This window comes from Kitasatospora sp. NPDC001539, assembly GCF_040298565.1.
Taxonomy (GTDB): Bacteria; Actinomycetota; Actinomycetes; order Streptomycetales; family Streptomycetaceae; genus Kitasatospora.
Genome location: NZ_JBEPAK010000161.1, coordinates 1 through 16,011 on the forward strand (window position 1 = coordinate 1; position 16,011 = coordinate 16,011).

17 protein-coding genes and 2 pseudogenes are annotated in these 16,011 nt (G+C 73.6%); 11 read left to right on the forward strand and 8 right to left on the reverse strand.

Translation table 11 applies throughout. The features are described 5' to 3' along the window. Both ABT247_RS22845 and ABT247_RS22850 read right to left on the reverse strand, forming a co-directional pair. Positions 1-714 (reverse strand): annotated as a pseudogene (locus ABT247_RS22845) (IS5 family transposase); the annotation flags it as partial. A 22-nt stretch (positions 715-736) separates the two neighbouring features. Next, entirely contained in the window at positions 737-1,678 is a 942-nt protein-coding gene (locus ABT247_RS22850; RefSeq protein WP_350744990.1) for an AAA family ATPase, read from the reverse strand. A gap of 47 nt (positions 1,679-1,725) precedes the next feature. Between ABT247_RS22850 and ABT247_RS22855 the strand changes: the two genes are divergently transcribed. Further along, a complete protein-coding gene (locus tag ABT247_RS22855; RefSeq protein WP_502892485.1) occupies positions 1,726-2,136 on the forward strand; it encodes a helix-turn-helix domain-containing protein in 411 nt (136 codons plus the stop codon). A gap of 607 nt (positions 2,137-2,743) precedes the next feature. Here the strand turns inward: ABT247_RS22855 and ABT247_RS22860 are convergent. The 3 genes and pseudogenes from ABT247_RS22860 to ABT247_RS22870 form a co-directional block, all read right to left on the reverse strand. After that, positions 2,744-3,109: pseudogene (locus ABT247_RS22860) on the reverse strand (VOC family protein); the annotation flags it as partial. A 78-nt stretch (positions 3,110-3,187) separates the two neighbouring features. Then, positions 3,188-3,694: a hypothetical protein gene (locus ABT247_RS22865; protein ID WP_350744992.1), complete on the reverse strand. Its 507-nt coding sequence runs from the start codon at positions 3,692-3,694 to the stop codon at positions 3,188-3,190. A 39-nt stretch (positions 3,695-3,733) separates the two neighbouring features. Then, positions 3,734-3,964, reverse strand: a complete 231-nt coding sequence (locus ABT247_RS22870) for a hypothetical protein (RefSeq protein ID WP_350744994.1) — start codon at positions 3,962-3,964, stop codon at positions 3,734-3,736. Between the two features lie 129 nt (positions 3,965-4,093). Between ABT247_RS22870 and ABT247_RS22875 the strand changes: the two genes are divergently transcribed. Then, positions 4,094-4,717, forward strand: a complete 624-nt coding sequence (locus ABT247_RS22875; protein ID WP_350744996.1) for a hypothetical protein — start codon at positions 4,094-4,096, stop codon at positions 4,715-4,717. Positions 4,718-5,026: 309 nt separating this feature from the next. On the opposite strand, the gene ABT247_RS22880 is transcribed toward ABT247_RS22875, so the two are convergent. Beyond that, entirely contained in the window at positions 5,027-5,584 is a 558-nt protein-coding gene (locus tag ABT247_RS22880; protein ID WP_350744998.1) for a GNAT family N-acetyltransferase, read from the reverse strand. 843 nt (positions 5,585-6,427) lie between these two features. Between ABT247_RS22880 and ABT247_RS22885 the strand changes: the two genes are divergently transcribed. Together ABT247_RS22885 and ABT247_RS22890 are read left to right on the forward strand one after the other, a co-directional pair. Continuing rightward, positions 6,428-6,727, forward strand: a complete 300-nt coding sequence (locus ABT247_RS22885) for an AMP-binding enzyme (RefSeq protein WP_350745000.1) — start codon at positions 6,428-6,430, stop codon at positions 6,725-6,727. A 190-nt stretch (positions 6,728-6,917) separates the two neighbouring features. After that, on the forward strand, positions 6,918-8,336 hold the full coding sequence (locus ABT247_RS22890; protein WP_350745002.1) for a flavin monoamine oxidase family protein: 1,419 nt from the start codon (positions 6,918-6,920) through the stop codon (positions 8,334-8,336). 86 nt (positions 8,337-8,422) lie between these two features. On the opposite strand, the gene ABT247_RS22895 is transcribed toward ABT247_RS22890, so the two are convergent. Beyond that, positions 8,423-9,067, reverse strand: a complete 645-nt coding sequence (locus tag ABT247_RS22895) for a TetR/AcrR family transcriptional regulator (protein ID WP_350745004.1) — start codon at positions 9,065-9,067, stop codon at positions 8,423-8,425. Between the two features lie 237 nt (positions 9,068-9,304). Between ABT247_RS22895 and ABT247_RS22900 the strand changes: the two genes are divergently transcribed. From ABT247_RS22900 to ABT247_RS22910, 3 genes are all read left to right on the forward strand, one after another. Continuing rightward, the gene (locus ABT247_RS22900) at positions 9,305-9,784 is read left to right on the forward strand and encodes an RrF2 family transcriptional regulator (protein ID WP_350745006.1); all 480 of its coding nucleotides are present in this window, start codon (positions 9,305-9,307) and stop codon (positions 9,782-9,784) included. A gap of 108 nt (positions 9,785-9,892) precedes the next feature. Further along, entirely contained in the window at positions 9,893-10,375 is a 483-nt protein-coding gene (locus tag ABT247_RS22905; protein ID WP_350745008.1) for a carboxymuconolactone decarboxylase family protein, read from the forward strand. A 283-nt stretch (positions 10,376-10,658) separates the two neighbouring features. Further along, on the forward strand, positions 10,659-11,549 hold the full coding sequence (locus ABT247_RS22910; RefSeq protein ID WP_350745009.1) for a lysozyme: 891 nt from the start codon (positions 10,659-10,661) through the stop codon (positions 11,547-11,549). A gap of 141 nt (positions 11,550-11,690) precedes the next feature. On the opposite strand, the gene ABT247_RS22915 is transcribed toward ABT247_RS22910, so the two are convergent. Further along, a complete protein-coding gene (locus ABT247_RS22915) occupies positions 11,691-12,320 on the reverse strand; it encodes a maleylpyruvate isomerase N-terminal domain-containing protein (protein ID WP_350745011.1) in 630 nt (209 codons plus the stop codon). A 204-nt stretch (positions 12,321-12,524) separates the two neighbouring features. On the opposite strand from ABT247_RS22915, the gene ABT247_RS22920 reads away from it, so the two are divergent. From ABT247_RS22920 to ABT247_RS22935, 4 genes are all read left to right on the forward strand, one after another. After that, on the forward strand, positions 12,525-13,262 hold the full coding sequence (locus ABT247_RS22920; RefSeq protein WP_350745013.1) for a LysE family transporter: 738 nt from the start codon (positions 12,525-12,527) through the stop codon (positions 13,260-13,262). Between the two features lie 328 nt (positions 13,263-13,590). Then, complete coding sequence (locus tag ABT247_RS22925; protein ID WP_350745015.1) at positions 13,591-14,313, forward strand: TetR/AcrR family transcriptional regulator; 723 nt, start codon at positions 13,591-13,593, stop codon at positions 14,311-14,313. Between the two features lie 92 nt (positions 14,314-14,405). Further along, complete coding sequence (locus tag ABT247_RS22930) at positions 14,406-14,747, forward strand: hypothetical protein (protein WP_350745017.1); 342 nt, start codon at positions 14,406-14,408, stop codon at positions 14,745-14,747. 14 nt (positions 14,748-14,761) lie between these two features. Beyond that, positions 14,762-15,835 carry a M14 family metallopeptidase gene (locus ABT247_RS22935; protein ID WP_350745019.1) on the forward strand — a complete coding sequence of 358 codons (1,074 nt, stop codon included), beginning with the start codon at positions 14,762-14,764 and terminating at the stop codon, positions 15,833-15,835. Positions 15,836-16,011 lie beyond the last annotated feature (176 nt).

The window sequence follows — 16,011 nt, forward strand, 5'->3', positions numbered from 1 at the left end:
GCCCGCCGCGGCTTGCGCGACGGGCGCGGCCGGCGATCTGGTCCCGGCGTTCGGGGATGGTCGCCCTGATCCGCCGGCGCCGCAGCAGGCTGCGGATCTTGCGGGAGGAGTACGCCTTGTCGGCCACGACCCGGTCGGGTCTGGTCCTCGGCCGCCCGGCCCCTGTGCGCGGAACACGGATCGCGTCGAGGACGGCGGGCAGCATCGTGCAGTCGGCCGTGTTGCCCGTGCTCAGCACGATCGACAGCGGCAGGCCCCGGCCGTCGACCGCCAGGTGGATCTTGGTGGTCAGCCCGCCCCGGGACCGGCCGAGCGCCTCGCGGCGCGCAACTGCTGCCGGATCAACCGATTCGTCCTCGGACTGACCCCCTTTTTGCGGGCCCCGGCCGCGTGCTGGTGGGCCCTCGCGACCGTGGAGTCGATCGACACCGTCCACTCCACGGACCCCACCGCGTCGTTGCGGACCTGGACCTCACGCAGAAGCGCGGCCCAGGTGCCGTCCTTCTCCCACTGGGCGAAGCGCCGGTAGACGGTCTGCCACGGACCGTACCGCTCGGGCAGATCACGCCAGGGGGCGCCCGTGCGCAGCCGCCACAGCACCCCGTTGACCACCTGGCGATGATCCCGCCATGGACGCCCGGCCCCGTCCCGCTGCGGCAACAACGGCTCTATCCGAGCCCACGCGGCATCCGTTATCTCTCCTCGACCCACCACAAGATCAATTATGAGACACGGCCTAGTACTGCTCCGCGGAAGTTCGTGGAGGGGCGTCGGAAACTGGTCCGGACACGTCGAATGTGTCAGCGAAGGAGAAGTGCGCGGCGGCTTCGGCGGGCGTGGTCGCTTGGCGGCGTCCGGGGACATCGTGGACTGCGGCTGCGCCCTCGGAGCGGAGCTGGTCGGCAGTGGCGTGCCGGGTCATGAGGGCGGCGTAGGCGCGGACGCCTTCGGCGGTGAGGTCGGTGCGGCCTCGCTCGGTGTACTGCTGGAGGAGGTCCGTGACGTCCGGGTTGAATCGCAGCATGGTCACCGGGGCGTTGAAGCGTCTGGCGATGGCGATGAGTCGGGCGCGGGCCTGCGGCGTGACGTTCGTTGACTCGGCGACTGCGCTGTGTCCGGTGGCGAGGCGGGCGACGATCCTGCGGTCACGCTCCTCGAAGATCTGTGCATCCGCCGCGTCGGATTCCGCTTCATCGGGTGAGGTGCCGAAAAGCTGCGCGCGAATCCCGTCGCTGGACACCACGGCTTCCGCGTCGATCTGCCCGCGGACGATCAGCGCCCGAACGAAGCTGGTTTTGCCCGAGGCCGGCGGGCCGACGAGGACGACGAGTCCTGCCGGAACCCGGATGGCCGGCGCGAGAGCGTTGAGGTAGAGGTCGCCTGCGCAGTCGAGGGCTTCCTCCGGGGAGCCGCCCGGCAGTCCGCTGGGCAGGACGCTGTCCCGGTAGCGGTCGTTGCTGGCCAGATAGAGGGCGAAGCCCCAGGTGTGCAGTTCGCCGGTGAAGCGCAGGCGGCACAGCGGCCGGCTCTCCTCGCCGGGCAACTCAGCTGCCACGTAGGCGAATCCAGCACGGAAGCGGATCGTGATGGCGGCCACGTGCGGCCAGCGTTCGCGGGCGTGGCGGTTCAGGCGCCGGCGCAGGTGGTGCTGCATCGACTCCGGCGGGTTCTTCGGCACGGGCCCATCCTGCCGAGTGCGGTGGCGGTCCGCCATGAGCGTTGGCCGTGCGTGGTGGGAGATGGGCGGGGACGGCGGTTGCGGTGGTGCTGGAGGCCAAGTCCCGTGAGCGGTGGGTGCGGGCGGTACTGCGGGCCGGGGGCGTACTCGCGGCGGCGGACGGGCTCGCCAACGGTGCGATCGCCCGGGAGCTGGACGTCAGCGTGAACACGGTGTGCAAGTGGCGCGGACGGTTCGCCGCCCTGGGCCCGGGCGGCTTGCAGGACGCCGAACGCTCGGGTCGACCGAGGGCCTCCGGGCCCGAGGTCCGGGTGGCGGTCGTGGTCACCGCCGCCAACGCGCCGCCGCATCCGGAGTCGACCTGTTCGTACCGGGTCATCGCCCGGCGGGTGGTCGGCACCTGCTCCGCGCCGCTCTTCGCCTCCAGGTCGGCCGGACCCTGGCCGACCTGGACCTGAAGCCGCACAACGTCCGCGGCTGGCTCACCCGCCGGGACACCCCCGACTTCTGGCGGCGGGCCACCGAGGTGTGCGCCCTCTACCTCGATCCGCTCGACTTCCTGCGCCCCCTCCGCGACCGCACCACCACCCCCACTCTCAGCAGATCCCACCATCCGGCCTCGCACAGGAAGTCGGCGGGCCCGACTTCCTACGCATCCGGTGCCCCGCCCACAGGGCTGCGATCCGGATCCGCTTCTCGACCATCCGACCGCGCGGGGGCCTTCGGTGCAGCATCAGGCAGCGTTCGTCCTGTCGTGCCGGCCGGGTGTGACTCCGTCGCGTACGAAGTCTCGCCCTGACGGACCTGCGTCCGGGACGCGCCGCTCGGCGCTTCGGACAGCTGGGCGGCGAGGCCGTTGCGCTTGCGAGGTCGTTCGCGGCGCGCGTCGAGGCGAACTCGTCGGACGTGCCGCTGCGCGCTCGGCCCACTGGCGCCCGGAGTGGGGTAGCCGGTTGAGCGGGCGAAGCTCGTCGAACTGGGCGGTCCCGGGACTTGCTGCTGCGGTGTTCGAGCGTGTCGACAGAACTCGGGCGGGTGAAAGGCGGTCAGGCAGTCGCAGCGAAAGCGGTCGGAGTTGCTGCGGAGGACGCAGAATTCGTTGCCTTCCGGGTCGGCGAGGACCGACCAGCCCGATCCGTCGGGGTTGCGGTGGTCGGCGACGTGGGTGGCGCCGAGGCCGAGGAGGCGGTCGACTTCCTGGTCGCGGGAGGTCTCGGGGCGCAGGCACAGGTGGAGGCGGTTCTTGACCGTCTTGGGCTCGGGCACCTGGTTGAAGTAGAGGGCCGGCCCCTCGGCGAGCAGGACCTGGACCTCGCGGTCACCCGGCTTGTCGTCCGGGTGCAGCGGACGGCCGGTCACCCGGCTCCAGAAGAGGGCCAGCTCATAGGCGTTGGAACAGTCGATCGCCACGTTCTGCACTACCGAGACCATGTGCGCGATTGTCCCGCGCCGCCGCGCAGGACGCCACCGTCGCGGTACGCCGCGGCGGGCACCGGGCGCCGTGGCGCGTCAGGGCGCCTCGCGGACGGCCACCGCGTCGCCGGCCGCCGCCGCGCCCGCGAAGAAGTCCCGCAACTCGCGCAGGTCGTGGACGACCTTGGCGGCCCAGGACTCGGACCAGGGCGTCGGGTAGTCGAGTTCCGCGCAGGTGCGGGCGAGCACCGTGTGCTGCTGGCGGACGAGTTCGCCGAGCGCCGAGTCGCGCAGGAACAGGGAGGCGGCCGCGACCTGGTCGGGGCTGAGCACCGGCATGGGCGCCGGCACCTCGGCGGCCTGGTCCCGGCGCGCCCCGCCGTAGACGGGCAGCCGGGCGGCCGGGTCGGGGTGGAGGCCGTTCTCGGTGAGCGCGAGTTCCATCAGGACGGCCGTCCGCCGGACACCGAGGGCGAGACCGGCGGCGGCCAGCCGGTCGTACCGGCCGTCGCGGTGGCGGGGTACGAGCTCGCCGAGCTCCTCCGGCGAGCAGGTGTCCGCGGCCCGCCCCGGCAGGCGGCGCCAGAAGTGATCGACACTCACCCGGAAAGCCTATCGAACGGCGGGTCGGTGATCAGCCGCTCAGGCTTCGCCGGGGTGCCAGGCCGGCCACTCCCAGGGGCGGTCGGCCCAGTGCACCCGGGCCGGGTCGCGGGGGTCCAGGTCAGGGAAGAGCTGGTGGACCCGGGGTTCGAACTCCTCCGGGGCGAGTGGCTCCCAGCCGTGGCCCTGGAAGTGGACAAGGCGGTAGCGGCTGTCGGTCCGGAACTCGGCCACCTCGACCAGGGGCGTGGACGTGCTGTTGGTCTCCATGCCCCCCAGCATGTGGGGCGACGGCAATCAGCGCCCCTTCAGACCCCTCTTCCGGGTCATGTCCCCGCGTCGGCCCGCTCGTTGAGCACGGGAAAGGTACGGCGGGGGGCGCGCTGGAAGGACGAGGACATGACTGGGCAGCCCACCGGAGAGCAGTGGCAGTGGCCGTCGAACGCTTGGCAGCCCCCTCCGGTCCCCGCTCCCCCGCCGCCGGGGACGCCGGTGGCCCCCGCGCCCGTACCGCCGCGGCGCCGTTCCCGGAAGGTCTGGGCGGTGGCGGCGGGCGGGACGCTCGCGCTGCTGGCCGCCGCACTGGTGATGTGCGGACCGGGCTCGGGCGACGACGTCCAGGTCGTGGCCGTGCCGGGCGCCTCCCCGTCCACGCCCTCGCCGACGGAGCTGCTGCCGGTGTCCCCGCCGCCCGCGACGCCCGCGCCGTCCCCGCTGCCGCCGCCGGTCCCGGCGATCACCCAGCTGGGCGGCATGGGCGAGTCGACGCCTCAGCCCACGAACCAGCCGACGACCCAGCCCGCCGCGCCGGAGCCCTCCGAGGCCCAGCGCGCCACACCCGGCCCGCACGCGAAGCCCGGCCACACCGCGCACCCCACCCCGTCCGCCCGCCCGGCCCCGCCGCCCACGGGCGGCGCGGTCCCGACCTTCGGCCCGGGCACCATCTGCGACCAGGCGGAACGCGTCGGCCGCTGGCCCGCCGGGTCGGAGCAGGCCCGGCTCTGCCACAGCATCTACGGCTGACCCGGCGCCGGTCGTACGGCTGGCGGGTCGTACGGCTGGCCGGTCGTACGGCTGGCGGCAGCTGATCCGACTGACCGGTCGGACGGCCGGCCCGGCTGATCCCGGCCGTACGGCTGCGCCCCGGCCAGGGCGCCCACGACGGGCCCGGCGTCCCGGCCGGGCACCGCACCCTCCGGGACGGCGGGGCAGCGACGACGGCCGCTGCCCCGCTGGAGCAGCGACCTCAGGTCCGTAGGTCCGCTGCCGGGCCGGGGAGCGCACGGTGCCGCCCCGGCCGCCGCCCCGGCCACGGAGCACGAGCCGCCGCCCTCAGACCGTCCCGAGTTCCTTGATCAGCTGCTCGAAGCGCAGATCCGGCCGCCGCGGGATCCCGAAGCGCTCGTCGCCGTACGGGAAGGGGCTGTAGACGCCGGTGCGGCGGTAGCCGCGGCGCTCGTACCAGGCGATCAGGTCCGCGCGCTGCTCGACCACCTTCATCTCCAGCAGCCGGACGCCCCACTCCTCGCGGGCCACCCGCTCGGCCTCGGCCAGCACGACCCGGCCGATCCCGCCGCCCTGGAGGGTGGGCCGCACCGAGAACATGCCGAAGTAGGCGCTCTCCCCCCGCCGCTCCAGCTGGCAGCAGGCGACCAGCTCGCCGCCCTGCTCGGCCACCAGCACCACGCCGTCCGCGTCCTCGACGGCCTCGGTGACGCTCTGGGGGTCGGTGCGCTGCCCGTCCAGCAGGTCCGCCTCGGTGGTCCAGCCGGCCTTGCTGGCCTCGCCCCGGTAGGCGGACTCGACCAGCGCGACCAGTGCGGGAACGTCGGCGAGGGTCGCCCGACGGAAGACGGGTTCCCCGGCGGGCCCGGTGGCGATCTCGGACATGGCGGTTCCTCTCCTCGAAAGTCGACGTCCGGGCATGGTGCCACAGCGCTCTCGGCGCGGACGCGCCCGCGGGTACGGCAGCCGTTCCGGCCGGCGCCGGGGTCCGGTCCGCAACCCGGGGACGGCGCGGGGCGGCTTGCCGCAATGAGACGCCCCGTTCGTCAGAGCCACCAGGCGGGCTCCCGGTGGCGATCGGCGCCGTCGATCACACGGACCACACGGACGAGCCCGGTGCCGGCATGCTCCGGCAACTCCGCGACGTGCCCCCCGGGCCTGAAGGCCCCCGGGAGGGGCACCCTGCTGGTCCGCTCCGCCGAGCAGCGGAACACCTGGGCGGCCGGGCCTTCGGCCGCGAGCCGGCCCCATGGGACGTGGAAGCCGAGGACGACTCGCTCCAGCGGCACCGGACGATGTGCACGCTGATGAGCAAGGACCCGACGAGGCATGGGACTTCGCGGCGTTCCCGGTCGAAGCGACGGCCGACCCGGCCGTTCTCGACCCCGCCCGGACGCCTGGGGCGAGGACCTCTTACCGCTGCCGCTCCACCCGAACGCTCCGGTGTCCCGACCGGGCGCGCCGGAAGCCGAACCAGACCGCCCCGGGCCGTCGCGTGCCGGAAGTCCTTCACGCGGCAGTCCCACGGCTTGACGGCACGTGACGCCTGGTTAAACTCGAACCCGATTCTGGTTCTAATCCACCTCCGTCCGCCCGCCCAGGCCGACGGCGCCACCCTCCGCCGCTCGCGCGATCGCGGCGGCGACAGAGCGGAGAGACCCATGACCCAGACCCCACCCCCCGGCCCAGCCTCAGCCCCCGTGCGGATCGACGACGCCGGCCGGGTCCATGTCGTCGAGCGCGTCGGCGGTCGAGGCGGTGCTGCTCTCCGCTCCCGGTGTCTCCGACGCCGCGGTCCTCGCCGTACCCGACGACGTGATGGGCGAGAAGGTCGGCGCCGTCCTCTTCGCGGCGCACGGGGAGGTCGACGTCGTCGCCGTGATCACGCACTGCCGGGAGCACCTGGCGGACTTCAAGGTCCCGCAGTACGCCGCGGTCGTCACCGAAGCGCTGCCGCACAACGCCGGCGGCAAGCTCCTGAAGGACCGACACCGTGGGCGGGTCCGCTGGGAAGCTCCGCTGCGCTGACGCCCCCCGACGCGCGCGCGACGCCCGCGACGGACGGCCGGCTCCACCAGGGCGAAGGCGAGGACGTCGACTCGACCACCGTCTACCTCCTCGCCCACCGAGCCCCACCCGACCACCACAACCACCACGACCACCACGACCACCGCCCCCACCGCCCCCACCGCACCGACAGCGAAGGACGACGAACGCCATGACCAGCACAACCGACGGGCAGGACACCGATGTCGTCGTGGTGGGGGCGGGCCTGTCCGGCCTGACCGCCGCGTACCGGCTGGCGCAGCAGGGGCGTTCGGTGCTCGTGCTCGAGGCCGGCGACCGGGTCGGGGGGCGCACCTTCGACCTCCAGGTCGCCGACGGGGTGTTCACCGAGGGAGGCGGGCAGTGGATCGGTGAGCGTCACACCCGCATGTTCGCGCTCCTCGCGGAGCTGGGGCTGTCGACGTTCCCCACGCACACGGCCGGCCGGACGGTCTACCTGCGCCACGGCAGGCGGCGGACGTTCCGGGGCACGGTCCCGCCGGTGAGCCCCCTCGCGATGGCGGACTTCGTCCAGGCGCGGCTGCGACTCGACCGGATGGCACGGACGGTGCCGGCCGACGCCCCGTGGACCGCACGGCGGGCTCCGGCCTGGGACGGCATGACGCTCGGGCGTTGGCTGGACGTCAACTGCCGGGTCGATGAGTCCCGCCACCTGTTCACGCTCAGCTTCACGATGATCTTCTGCGAGGACCCCCACCAGGTCTCACTGCTCAAGGCGCTGCACCAGATCAGGACCTCCGGGGGCCTGGAGTTCATGGTCAACACCGAGCACGGCGCCCAGGAGACGCGGGTCGTCGGCGGCACCCAGAAGGTGTCGCTCGCCCTGGCCGAGCGGCTGGGCGAGCGCGTGGTCCTGGACGCACCCGTGCACGGGATCCGGCAGGACGGCGAGGGCGTTCTGGTCAGCTCCGCCCGGGCACGGGTGCGCTGCCGGCGGGTGATCGTCGCCATGTCACCGGCCGACGCCGACCGCATCACCTTCTCCCCTGGCCTGCCGGCCCGGCGCAGCGCACTCCAACGCGTCTGGCACAACGGCGCCGAGAGCAAGGTCTTCGCGGTCTACGACAAGCCGTTCTGGCGCGAGCACGGCCTCAACGGTTCGGCGCTGACGGACCTCCCGGTCGCGCACCTGGTCGTCGACAACTCACCGCCGGACGGCCGGCTCGGCGTCCTGCTGACCTTCGTCGGCACAGTCGGCGCGGGCAACGGCCTGGCCTGGTCCGACGCGGTGCTCGACCAGCCCGAGGCGCGACGGGAGGCGGTGCTCGCGGACCTCGTCGCCCTGTTCGGCCCGGAGGCCGGGAGGCCCGTGCGCATGCTCGAGAAGAGCTGGGTCGGCGAGCCCTGGATCGCCGGCTGCACCGGTACCCGTGCACCGGGCGTCATGACGCGCTACACCGACGCCGTCACCGCGCCGGTGGGCCGCATCCACTGGGCCGGCACCGAGGCCGCGCCGGAGTTCGACAGCTACCTCGAGGGCGCGGTCCGCTCGGCCGAGCGAGCGGTCGGTGAGGTGAACGCCCGTCTCCGGGCCGCCACGGCCCCCGCGGCCGACTCCACCGCTCCCTGACCGGCCGCGACACCGACCCCTGACCCGCCATGGCAACGCCCCGTGACCCGCCGCGGCACCACCTCGTCAACCGCGGCACCGCCTCGTCAGCCGCGCTCCCGCTGCGACGACGGGGCGTAGGTGGACAGGTAGGCGGTGACGAGACGTCGGGCTTCGTCGATCACCGCGTCGTCACCGGTCGGAGACGTCCGGAACGCGACCTCGAAGAGCTGGTTGCCGGCGACCCAGGCGAGCCGCGGGACGAGCTGGGGGGTGTCGAGGGGGAGAAGCTTCCGCGCGATGGCGAGGTGCCACAGCAGGTCCGCCTGGGACTCGTCGAAGGCCCGGATGATCTCGTCCAGCGTCCCGTGCGCCCTCGCGAACCACAGCTCGACGCAGCTGCGGTGGCGGCGGAAGTAGTCGAACAGTACGTCGATCACGGCGTCGACGGCCTCGCGCAGGTTGCGGGGTTCCGCCTTGTCCAGCGCGGCGGCGATCAGCGCATCCATCGCGCGCACATGCTGCCGCATGATCTCGGCGTCGACCTCGTGCCGGTCCGGGAAGTAGTGGTAGACGGACGCGATCGGGATGCCCGCCCGGTCACCGATCGCCTTGAGCGTGGCGGCCTCGTACCCCTGCTCGCCGAGCAGCGCCTCGGCGGCCTCCAGGATCGCGCGGCGGCGTTCCACCCCGCGGCGCTGCACCGCGGGCGAGCGACGGGGCTTGGATGCGGCCGGCTCCTTCTCGAACACGATTCGAGATCTTACCAGTCACGATCGACCGCCCGCGGGTGAGAGCGAGCCCCTCGACCCCGATCCAGGGCGGGGGCAGACGCTCCTCCGCGGACCCGAATCCGATTCGGCCGCGGCCACCACGTCCGCCGCCGTTTGTCCGTCCCGCGGGAAGCGCACCGGTGGTGCGCGGAAGGGGATCCAGCCGCCCGGCGCGGGCGGGGTCGCCGGGATATCCTGGATGTGTAGTATCCAGGTATGCAGATGAGCGAAGGCGTCGAGTGGGCGGTGCACAGCTGCCTGAACCTGGCCTGGGCGGAGCCCGGGAGCGCCGTACCGGTGTCCAAGCTCGCCGCCTTCTACGAGCTGCCCGCGGCGTACCTGAACAAGCAGTTGCAGGCACTCGCCCGAGCCGGGATCGTGACGTCCAGCTCCGGGCCGCGCGGCGGGTTCCGCCTGGCACGCGACCCGGCCGCCGTCACGCTCCTCGACGTGGTCACCGCGATCGAGGGGTCGCAGGACGCATTCCGCTGCCAGGGCATCCTGCGGCACGGGCCGGGCGGCAGGGAGGGCGTCGACTACCGGGCGGTGTGCGCGGTCTCGCAGGCCATGCGCCACGCCGAACTCGCCTGGCGGCGGGAGCTCGCCGGGCGGACGCTCGCCGACATCATGGCGAGCGTCGAGAGCACCTCCCCCCGCACTCCGGAGGCCACCCGCCACCGGATCGCCTCGCTCTGACAGCGGCCGCCGCAGGGCGATGCAGCGGCGCGCAGCGGCGCACAGCGGCTGACGCACAGCGCGCGCAGCGGCGTAAACCTGGGCATTCAACGTACAGAAAGGTCGGAAATGACTGTCACTCACACGCGGATGGGCCACGTCTACCAGCTCGCCACCGGCGGCTACCGGGGCCTCAAGACCGTGGAGGACTACCTCCAGCGCAGCAGTGTGCCCTCCGACCTGCTGGAACTGATTCGCATCCGGGTCAGCCAGATCAACGGCTGCGGACTCTGCGTGGACCTGCACTCGCACCGGGCGCAGGCCACGGGTGAGAGCCACGAGCGCCTGTGGTCCCTGGCGGCCTGGCGGGACACCCCGTTCTTCACCGATCAGGAACGCGCCGCGCTCGCGCTCGCCGAGGCGACCACCCGTATCGCCGACAACCCGGACGGCGTTCCCGATGACGTCTGGACGCAGGCGGCCGAGCACTTCAGCGAGGAACAACTGGCCGCACTGGTCATGGCGATCGCCTCGGTCAACGCCTGGAACCGGATCAACGTGGCCACCCGCCAGACGGCCGGCTCCTTCCGCAACGTCGGCACTTTACGGTGACGGCGGCGGAAGTCCGACCACGAGGCCGCCCGCCGGACGGAACGCCGTCTGCCACTACGAGCGGTGTCCTTCGGCCGTCCTGAACGCCGGCCACCCGCACGGGTCCGACCGCGCACGGGACCCAGCACCGGATGTGACGCAGGTTCAGGATGTGGCCGTGGAGGCCTGGCGGAGCTGGCGGGTACATGGCTACCCTGCTCCCGGACCGGACCAACCACCGGTCGTACCGGGCTCGTTGGGCCACCCGGCCCCGGGCTGACCGCACGGAACCAGAGGAGTGTCCATGCCCCGCTCTTCCCGCTCCGCCCGCCCCACCGGTACCACCAGATCCACCTCGCTCCGCCGGCTGCCGCTCGCGGCCGCGCTCGCCGCCGCGACCGCCCTGGTCGCCGGCGTCGCCGCGCCCGCCTACGCGGCCGGACCCGCCCCTGTTGCCCCTGTCGTCGAGGGCCGTACGGCCTTCCACCCCGACCGCGACTTCGCCGGCTCCACCGTCGCCGCCCACGAGGGCCGCTCCGGCGCCGCTCCCCTCGCCCGACTCGCCGTCACCCAGACCGCGGGCCTGGACGTCGCCAGCTACCAGGGCAACGTGAACTGGCCGTCGGTGGCCGCGGGCGGCGCCCGCTTCGCCTACGTCAAGGCCACCGAGGGAACCAGCTACACCAACCCGTACTTCGCCCAGCAGTACAACGGCTCCTACAACTCCGGCCTGATCCGCGGCGCCTACCACTTCGCGCTGCCGAACAACACCTCCGGCTCCGCCCAGGCCAACTACTTCGTCGACCACGGCGGCGGCTGGTCCGCCGACGGCAGGACCCTGCCGCCCGCCCTGGACATCGAGTACAACCCGTACGGCGCGACCTGCTACGGCCTCAGCCAGAGCGCCATGGTCAGCTGGATCCGCTCCTTCAGCGACACCGTGCACTCCCGCACCGGCCGGTACCCCACGATCTACACCACCACCAACTGGTGGTCGACCTGCACCGGCAACTACGGCGGCTTCGGCGCCACCAACCCGCTCTGGATAGCCCGCTACGCCTCCACCGTCGGCACCCTGCCGAACGGCTGGAGCTACCAGACCTTCTGGCAGTACTCCGACTCCGGCACCTTCCCCGGCGACCAGGACCTCTTCAACGGCGCCACCGACCGGCTGAGCGCGCTCGCGCTCGGCTAGCGGTCCCGAACACCGGAGCGGCTCCCGGCCCCCGAGGCGGGTGCCGGGAGCCGCTCCCGGCCCCTCAGCGCGGATCGACCGGCCACGGGGCGGACACCGGGCCCTGCGGCTCGAGGCCCCGCCCGCCGGTGGCCCGCGCGGTCAGCGGATCACCGGCAGCACCGGCGCCGCACTGCGGCCCGCCGCGGCCTCGATGAAGGCCACCGGATCGGCGACCTCGGCCAGCAGGACGCGGGTGAAGTCGAGGGCTCCCCGGGCGGGCGGCGGACCGCCGACCGCGGCGATCAGGTCGAGCAGGTGGACGGTCGCCTCCATCAGCGCCACCTCCCCCAGCGCCCCCACCGTGACGCTGCCGAGCAGCGGGTGCGCCACCGCGGTGTCGGGCGGCAGGTCCGCGAGTCCGGCCAGGGCGGCCGGCCCCTCGACGCCGAACCGGGCGATCAGCACGGCCGGTTCGACCGCCCGCGCCGATGCCTTCGCCGTCTCGGCGACCTGCCCGGCGGCGGTGTGGGCGATCCCGTCCGGCCGGTTGTAGGCCCGCAGGATGCCGGCCCCGCTGCTCACCTCGGCCGGGCCCTCCCGCACCGCCGTGCGCAGCCCCGTGAACATCTCCGGCACCGGCGCCACGTGGGCGTACAGGTCCCGCACGGTCCAGTCGGGCAGCCTGGTGGGGCGTTCCCAGTCCTCGGCGGCGAGCGCCGACCCGCGCTCGGCCCAGGAGGCCCACGCCTCGGCCAACAGCACTCGCACGCGGTCGGTCTGACGGATCATCGGCTCTTCCTTCCGTACGGCGGTCACCGGTGCCGCCCACGCTACCCGGACGCCCCGGTAAACCACTTGCGGCCGCTGAGCCGCGACCGCCACGATCGGGCCCATGACCTCCTCTCCGACCCGCCCGCTGCCCGTGACCGCTGCCGTCCCGGCGCCGGTCCGACAGCAGCCCGGCTGCCCGCGGAGGCGCGATCCCGGCCTGACGTGAGCGCCGCGCTGGTCGCGGGGCTGCTCGCCGGGCTGGGCGTCGCCGTGCCGGTGGGGGCCGTCGGGGCCTATCTGGTGTCGCTCACCGCGCGCACCTCGCTGCGCACCGGCGTCCATGCCGCCCTCGGCGTGGCCACCGCGGACGGGCTGTACGCGCTGGTCGCGGCCGTCGGCGGCACCGGCATCGCGCCGCTGCTCGAGCCGGTCGCCGGACCGCTGCGGTTCGTCTCGGCCCTGGTGCTGCTCGCCCTCGCGGTCCGTACCGCCGCCACCGCCCTGCGTCACCGTCGCGCCACCGCCGCGCGGGGGGCCGGCGCGCCTCCCGACGGGGCGCCACCGGTCCGGGCGGCTCCGCCCTGGGCGCCGGCGGACGGGACAGCACGCGGGGCCGGCACACCGCCCCGGGCCGGGGCGCCGCTGCAGGCTCCGCGACCGCTGCGGGCCTACCTGACCCTGCTCGGGGTCACCCTGCTGAACCCGCTGACCGTGCTGTACTTCGCCGCCCTGGTCCTGGGCGGCGGAGGCCGGTCCGGCGCGACCTCGGGCCCGTTGGCCCGGGCGGCCTTCACCGCCGGCGTCTTCGCCGCCTCGGCCGGCTGGCAACTGCTGCTGGCCGCCGGCGGGACGTTGCTCGGCCGGGCGCTGACCGGTTCGCGCGGCCGCCTGTTCACCGCCCTGGGCTCGGCCGCCCTGGTCGGCGGGCTCGCCGTGCGGCTGCTGCTGACCGCCGGCTGAGACCCGGCCGCCGGAGCCCCCTCCCCCGGCCCCCGAACCAACGCCGCCGCCCCACCCCGCCCCGCCCGTACCACCGCCCCGCTGCCCACTGCCGCCCCCACCAACGCCCCGCTCCCCCTGCCGCCCTTCAACACCCCCGCCTCCCACCATCCGACACCCACCCCGCCCCCGACTACGCTGCGTCACCGCCCGCGCCCCCACCGACGCCTGTTTGCCACCCATTCGTCCCTTGTATCCTGGTCTCGTATCCGCTGCGTAACCCGCCCCGTCCGGCCGACCGGCCCAGGAGCGGCCGACGACGCCGGCACCGACCCGGAGGAGCGCGGACATGGCCGAGCAGGACAGCCCCGAGAAGCGGGGACGCCTCAGTCGCCCCCTGGTGCTCCGCGCCGCCGTGGCGCTGGTCGACCGCGAGGGCCTGGGCGCCCTGACCATGCGCAGGCTGGCGGCCGAACTCGGGGTCGAGTCGATGGCGCTGTACCGCTACACCCCCGGCAAGGAGGGCCTGCTCGACGGCCTGGTCGAGGCGTACTTCGCCGAGGTCAACACCCGGCTGCGGATCAGCTCCGGTGGCGATGACCACGAGCCCGAGTGGCGCCGGGAACTGCGCCGGATCGCCCGGGCGTTCGCGGCCGTCGCGCACGCCCACCCCCAGATCCTGCCGCTGGTGGCGACCCGGCCGCTGGCCGTGCCGGTGGCCCGCCGCCCCGCCCCGGTGCTCGACCTCACCGAGCACATCCTCTCGGTGCTCGTGCGGGCCGGTTTCGACGACGCCAGCGCGCTGACCGTCTACCGCACCTTCGTGGCCTGGAACCTCGGCAGCCTGCTGGTGGACAAGCGCCAGGTGGTGGACAACCCGGACGACCCGGATCCCGTGCTCCGCCTGGGCCTGCACCGGCTGCCCGCCGCCGAGTACCCGCGGTTGCGCTCGATGGTGCCCAGGTTCGCCGACTTCGACGACGACCGCGAGATGCTGGACGGTCTGGACAGCTTGCTGAACGGGGTGCCGGAACCGCTTCTTGACTCGTTCTACGGCGACGGCACATCCTGAGGTATACGAGGTACACGTCGGACATATCCGTTCATCCGCTCGTCAGTACGGCGCCGGACGGGCCCGGCCCGCGGCGCCCGGAAGAAGTCACCATGTCCGCCGTCCCATCCGCACAACCTCCCGTGCCACCGCGGCACGACATCATCCAGCTCCGCGTCACCGCCGACGACGCGGACACGCTGCTCGCCCTGCTGCGCCACACCCGTCCCGACACCGGCGGCCGCCCGCACGTCGAGGCCGACGGCAGGATCGGCATCGACGTCTACGTCCCGGAGGACCGGGTCGCGACCCTCGAGCGCGAGGGCGTGACGGTCACCCGCATCGGGCACGCCAGCGAGGCCGGGCGCGCCGCCCAGGCCGAGGTCGGCACCGGTGACCGGTTCGCCGCCGACGACGCCGTCCCGCACGGCCTGGCCGCGAAGCTCGCGGGCTGAGGCGGGAGGCCGTCATGTCGTACCTGAACATCACCGAGGTGGAGTCCGCCGTGACCAGCCTGGCCACCGCCCACCCCGGTACGTCCCGGCTCATCACCCTGCCCGAGCCCTCGATCGAGGGCCGCACCGCCCACGCCCTGCAGATCGGAGCCGCCGCCCCGATCCCGAAGAGCTGCGTGATGATCATCGGCGGTGTGCACGCCCGTGAGTGGGGCAGTTGCGAGATCCTCGTCCACCTCGCCGCCGACCTGCTGGAGGCCTTCGAGGCCGGCACCGGCCTCGGCTACGGAGGCACCTCCTTCACCGCCGCCCAGGTCCGGGGGCTGCTCGAACGGCTGGACCTCGTGGTCTTCCCGCTCGTCAACCCGGACGGCCGGCTGCACAGCCAGACCGTCGACCCGATGTGGCGCAAGAACCGCAACGCGGCCTACTCCGGCGGCAGTTCGAACCCGGCCTGCACCGGCGTCGACATCAACCGCAACTACGACTTCCTGTTCGACTTCGGCACCGCCTTCGCGCCGACCGCCACCCCGCAGGTGTCGGCCGACCCGTGCGACCCGCAGGTCTACGAGGGCCCCGGCCCGTTCTCCGAGCCCGAGACCCGCAACGTCCGCTGGCTGCTCGACCAGTTCCCGCGGACCCGCTGGTTCGTCGACGTGCACAGCTACTCCCAGGACATGCTCTACAACTGGGGCGACGACGAGAACCAGTCGGCCGATCCCGACATGAACTTCCGCAACGCCCACTACGACGGCACCCGCGGCCTGCCCGGCGACGACTACGCCGAGTACATCCCCAAGGACGACGCCGACACCGCGCTGCACCTCGCCGAGGCGTTCTGCCAGGGCGTCCACGGCGTTCGCGGCATCACCTACACGCCGCTGAGCGGGTTCCACCTGTACCCGACCAGCGGCACCAGTGACGACTACGTCTACTCCCGCCACTTCACCGACCCCGACCAGGGCAAGGTGCTCGGCTTCACCGTCGAGTGGGGCGTGAAGTCCTTCCACCCGCCGTGGGCGGAGATGGAGCGGATCGTGCTCGACGTGGACGCCGGGCTCGTGCAGTTCTGCCTGGCCACCACCTGACCCACGGGCCCTCGCCCGAGCCACGAGCCGTCGCCCGACCCACGAGCCGCGCCCGAGCCACGAGCCGTCGCCCGACCCACGAGCCGCGCCCGACAGCGGGGCGGCGGGCGCGCCCCCCCGGGGCGCCGGGCGCCGCCGCAGGATCCCCCGCGACACGTGCGCAAACAACGCAAGCA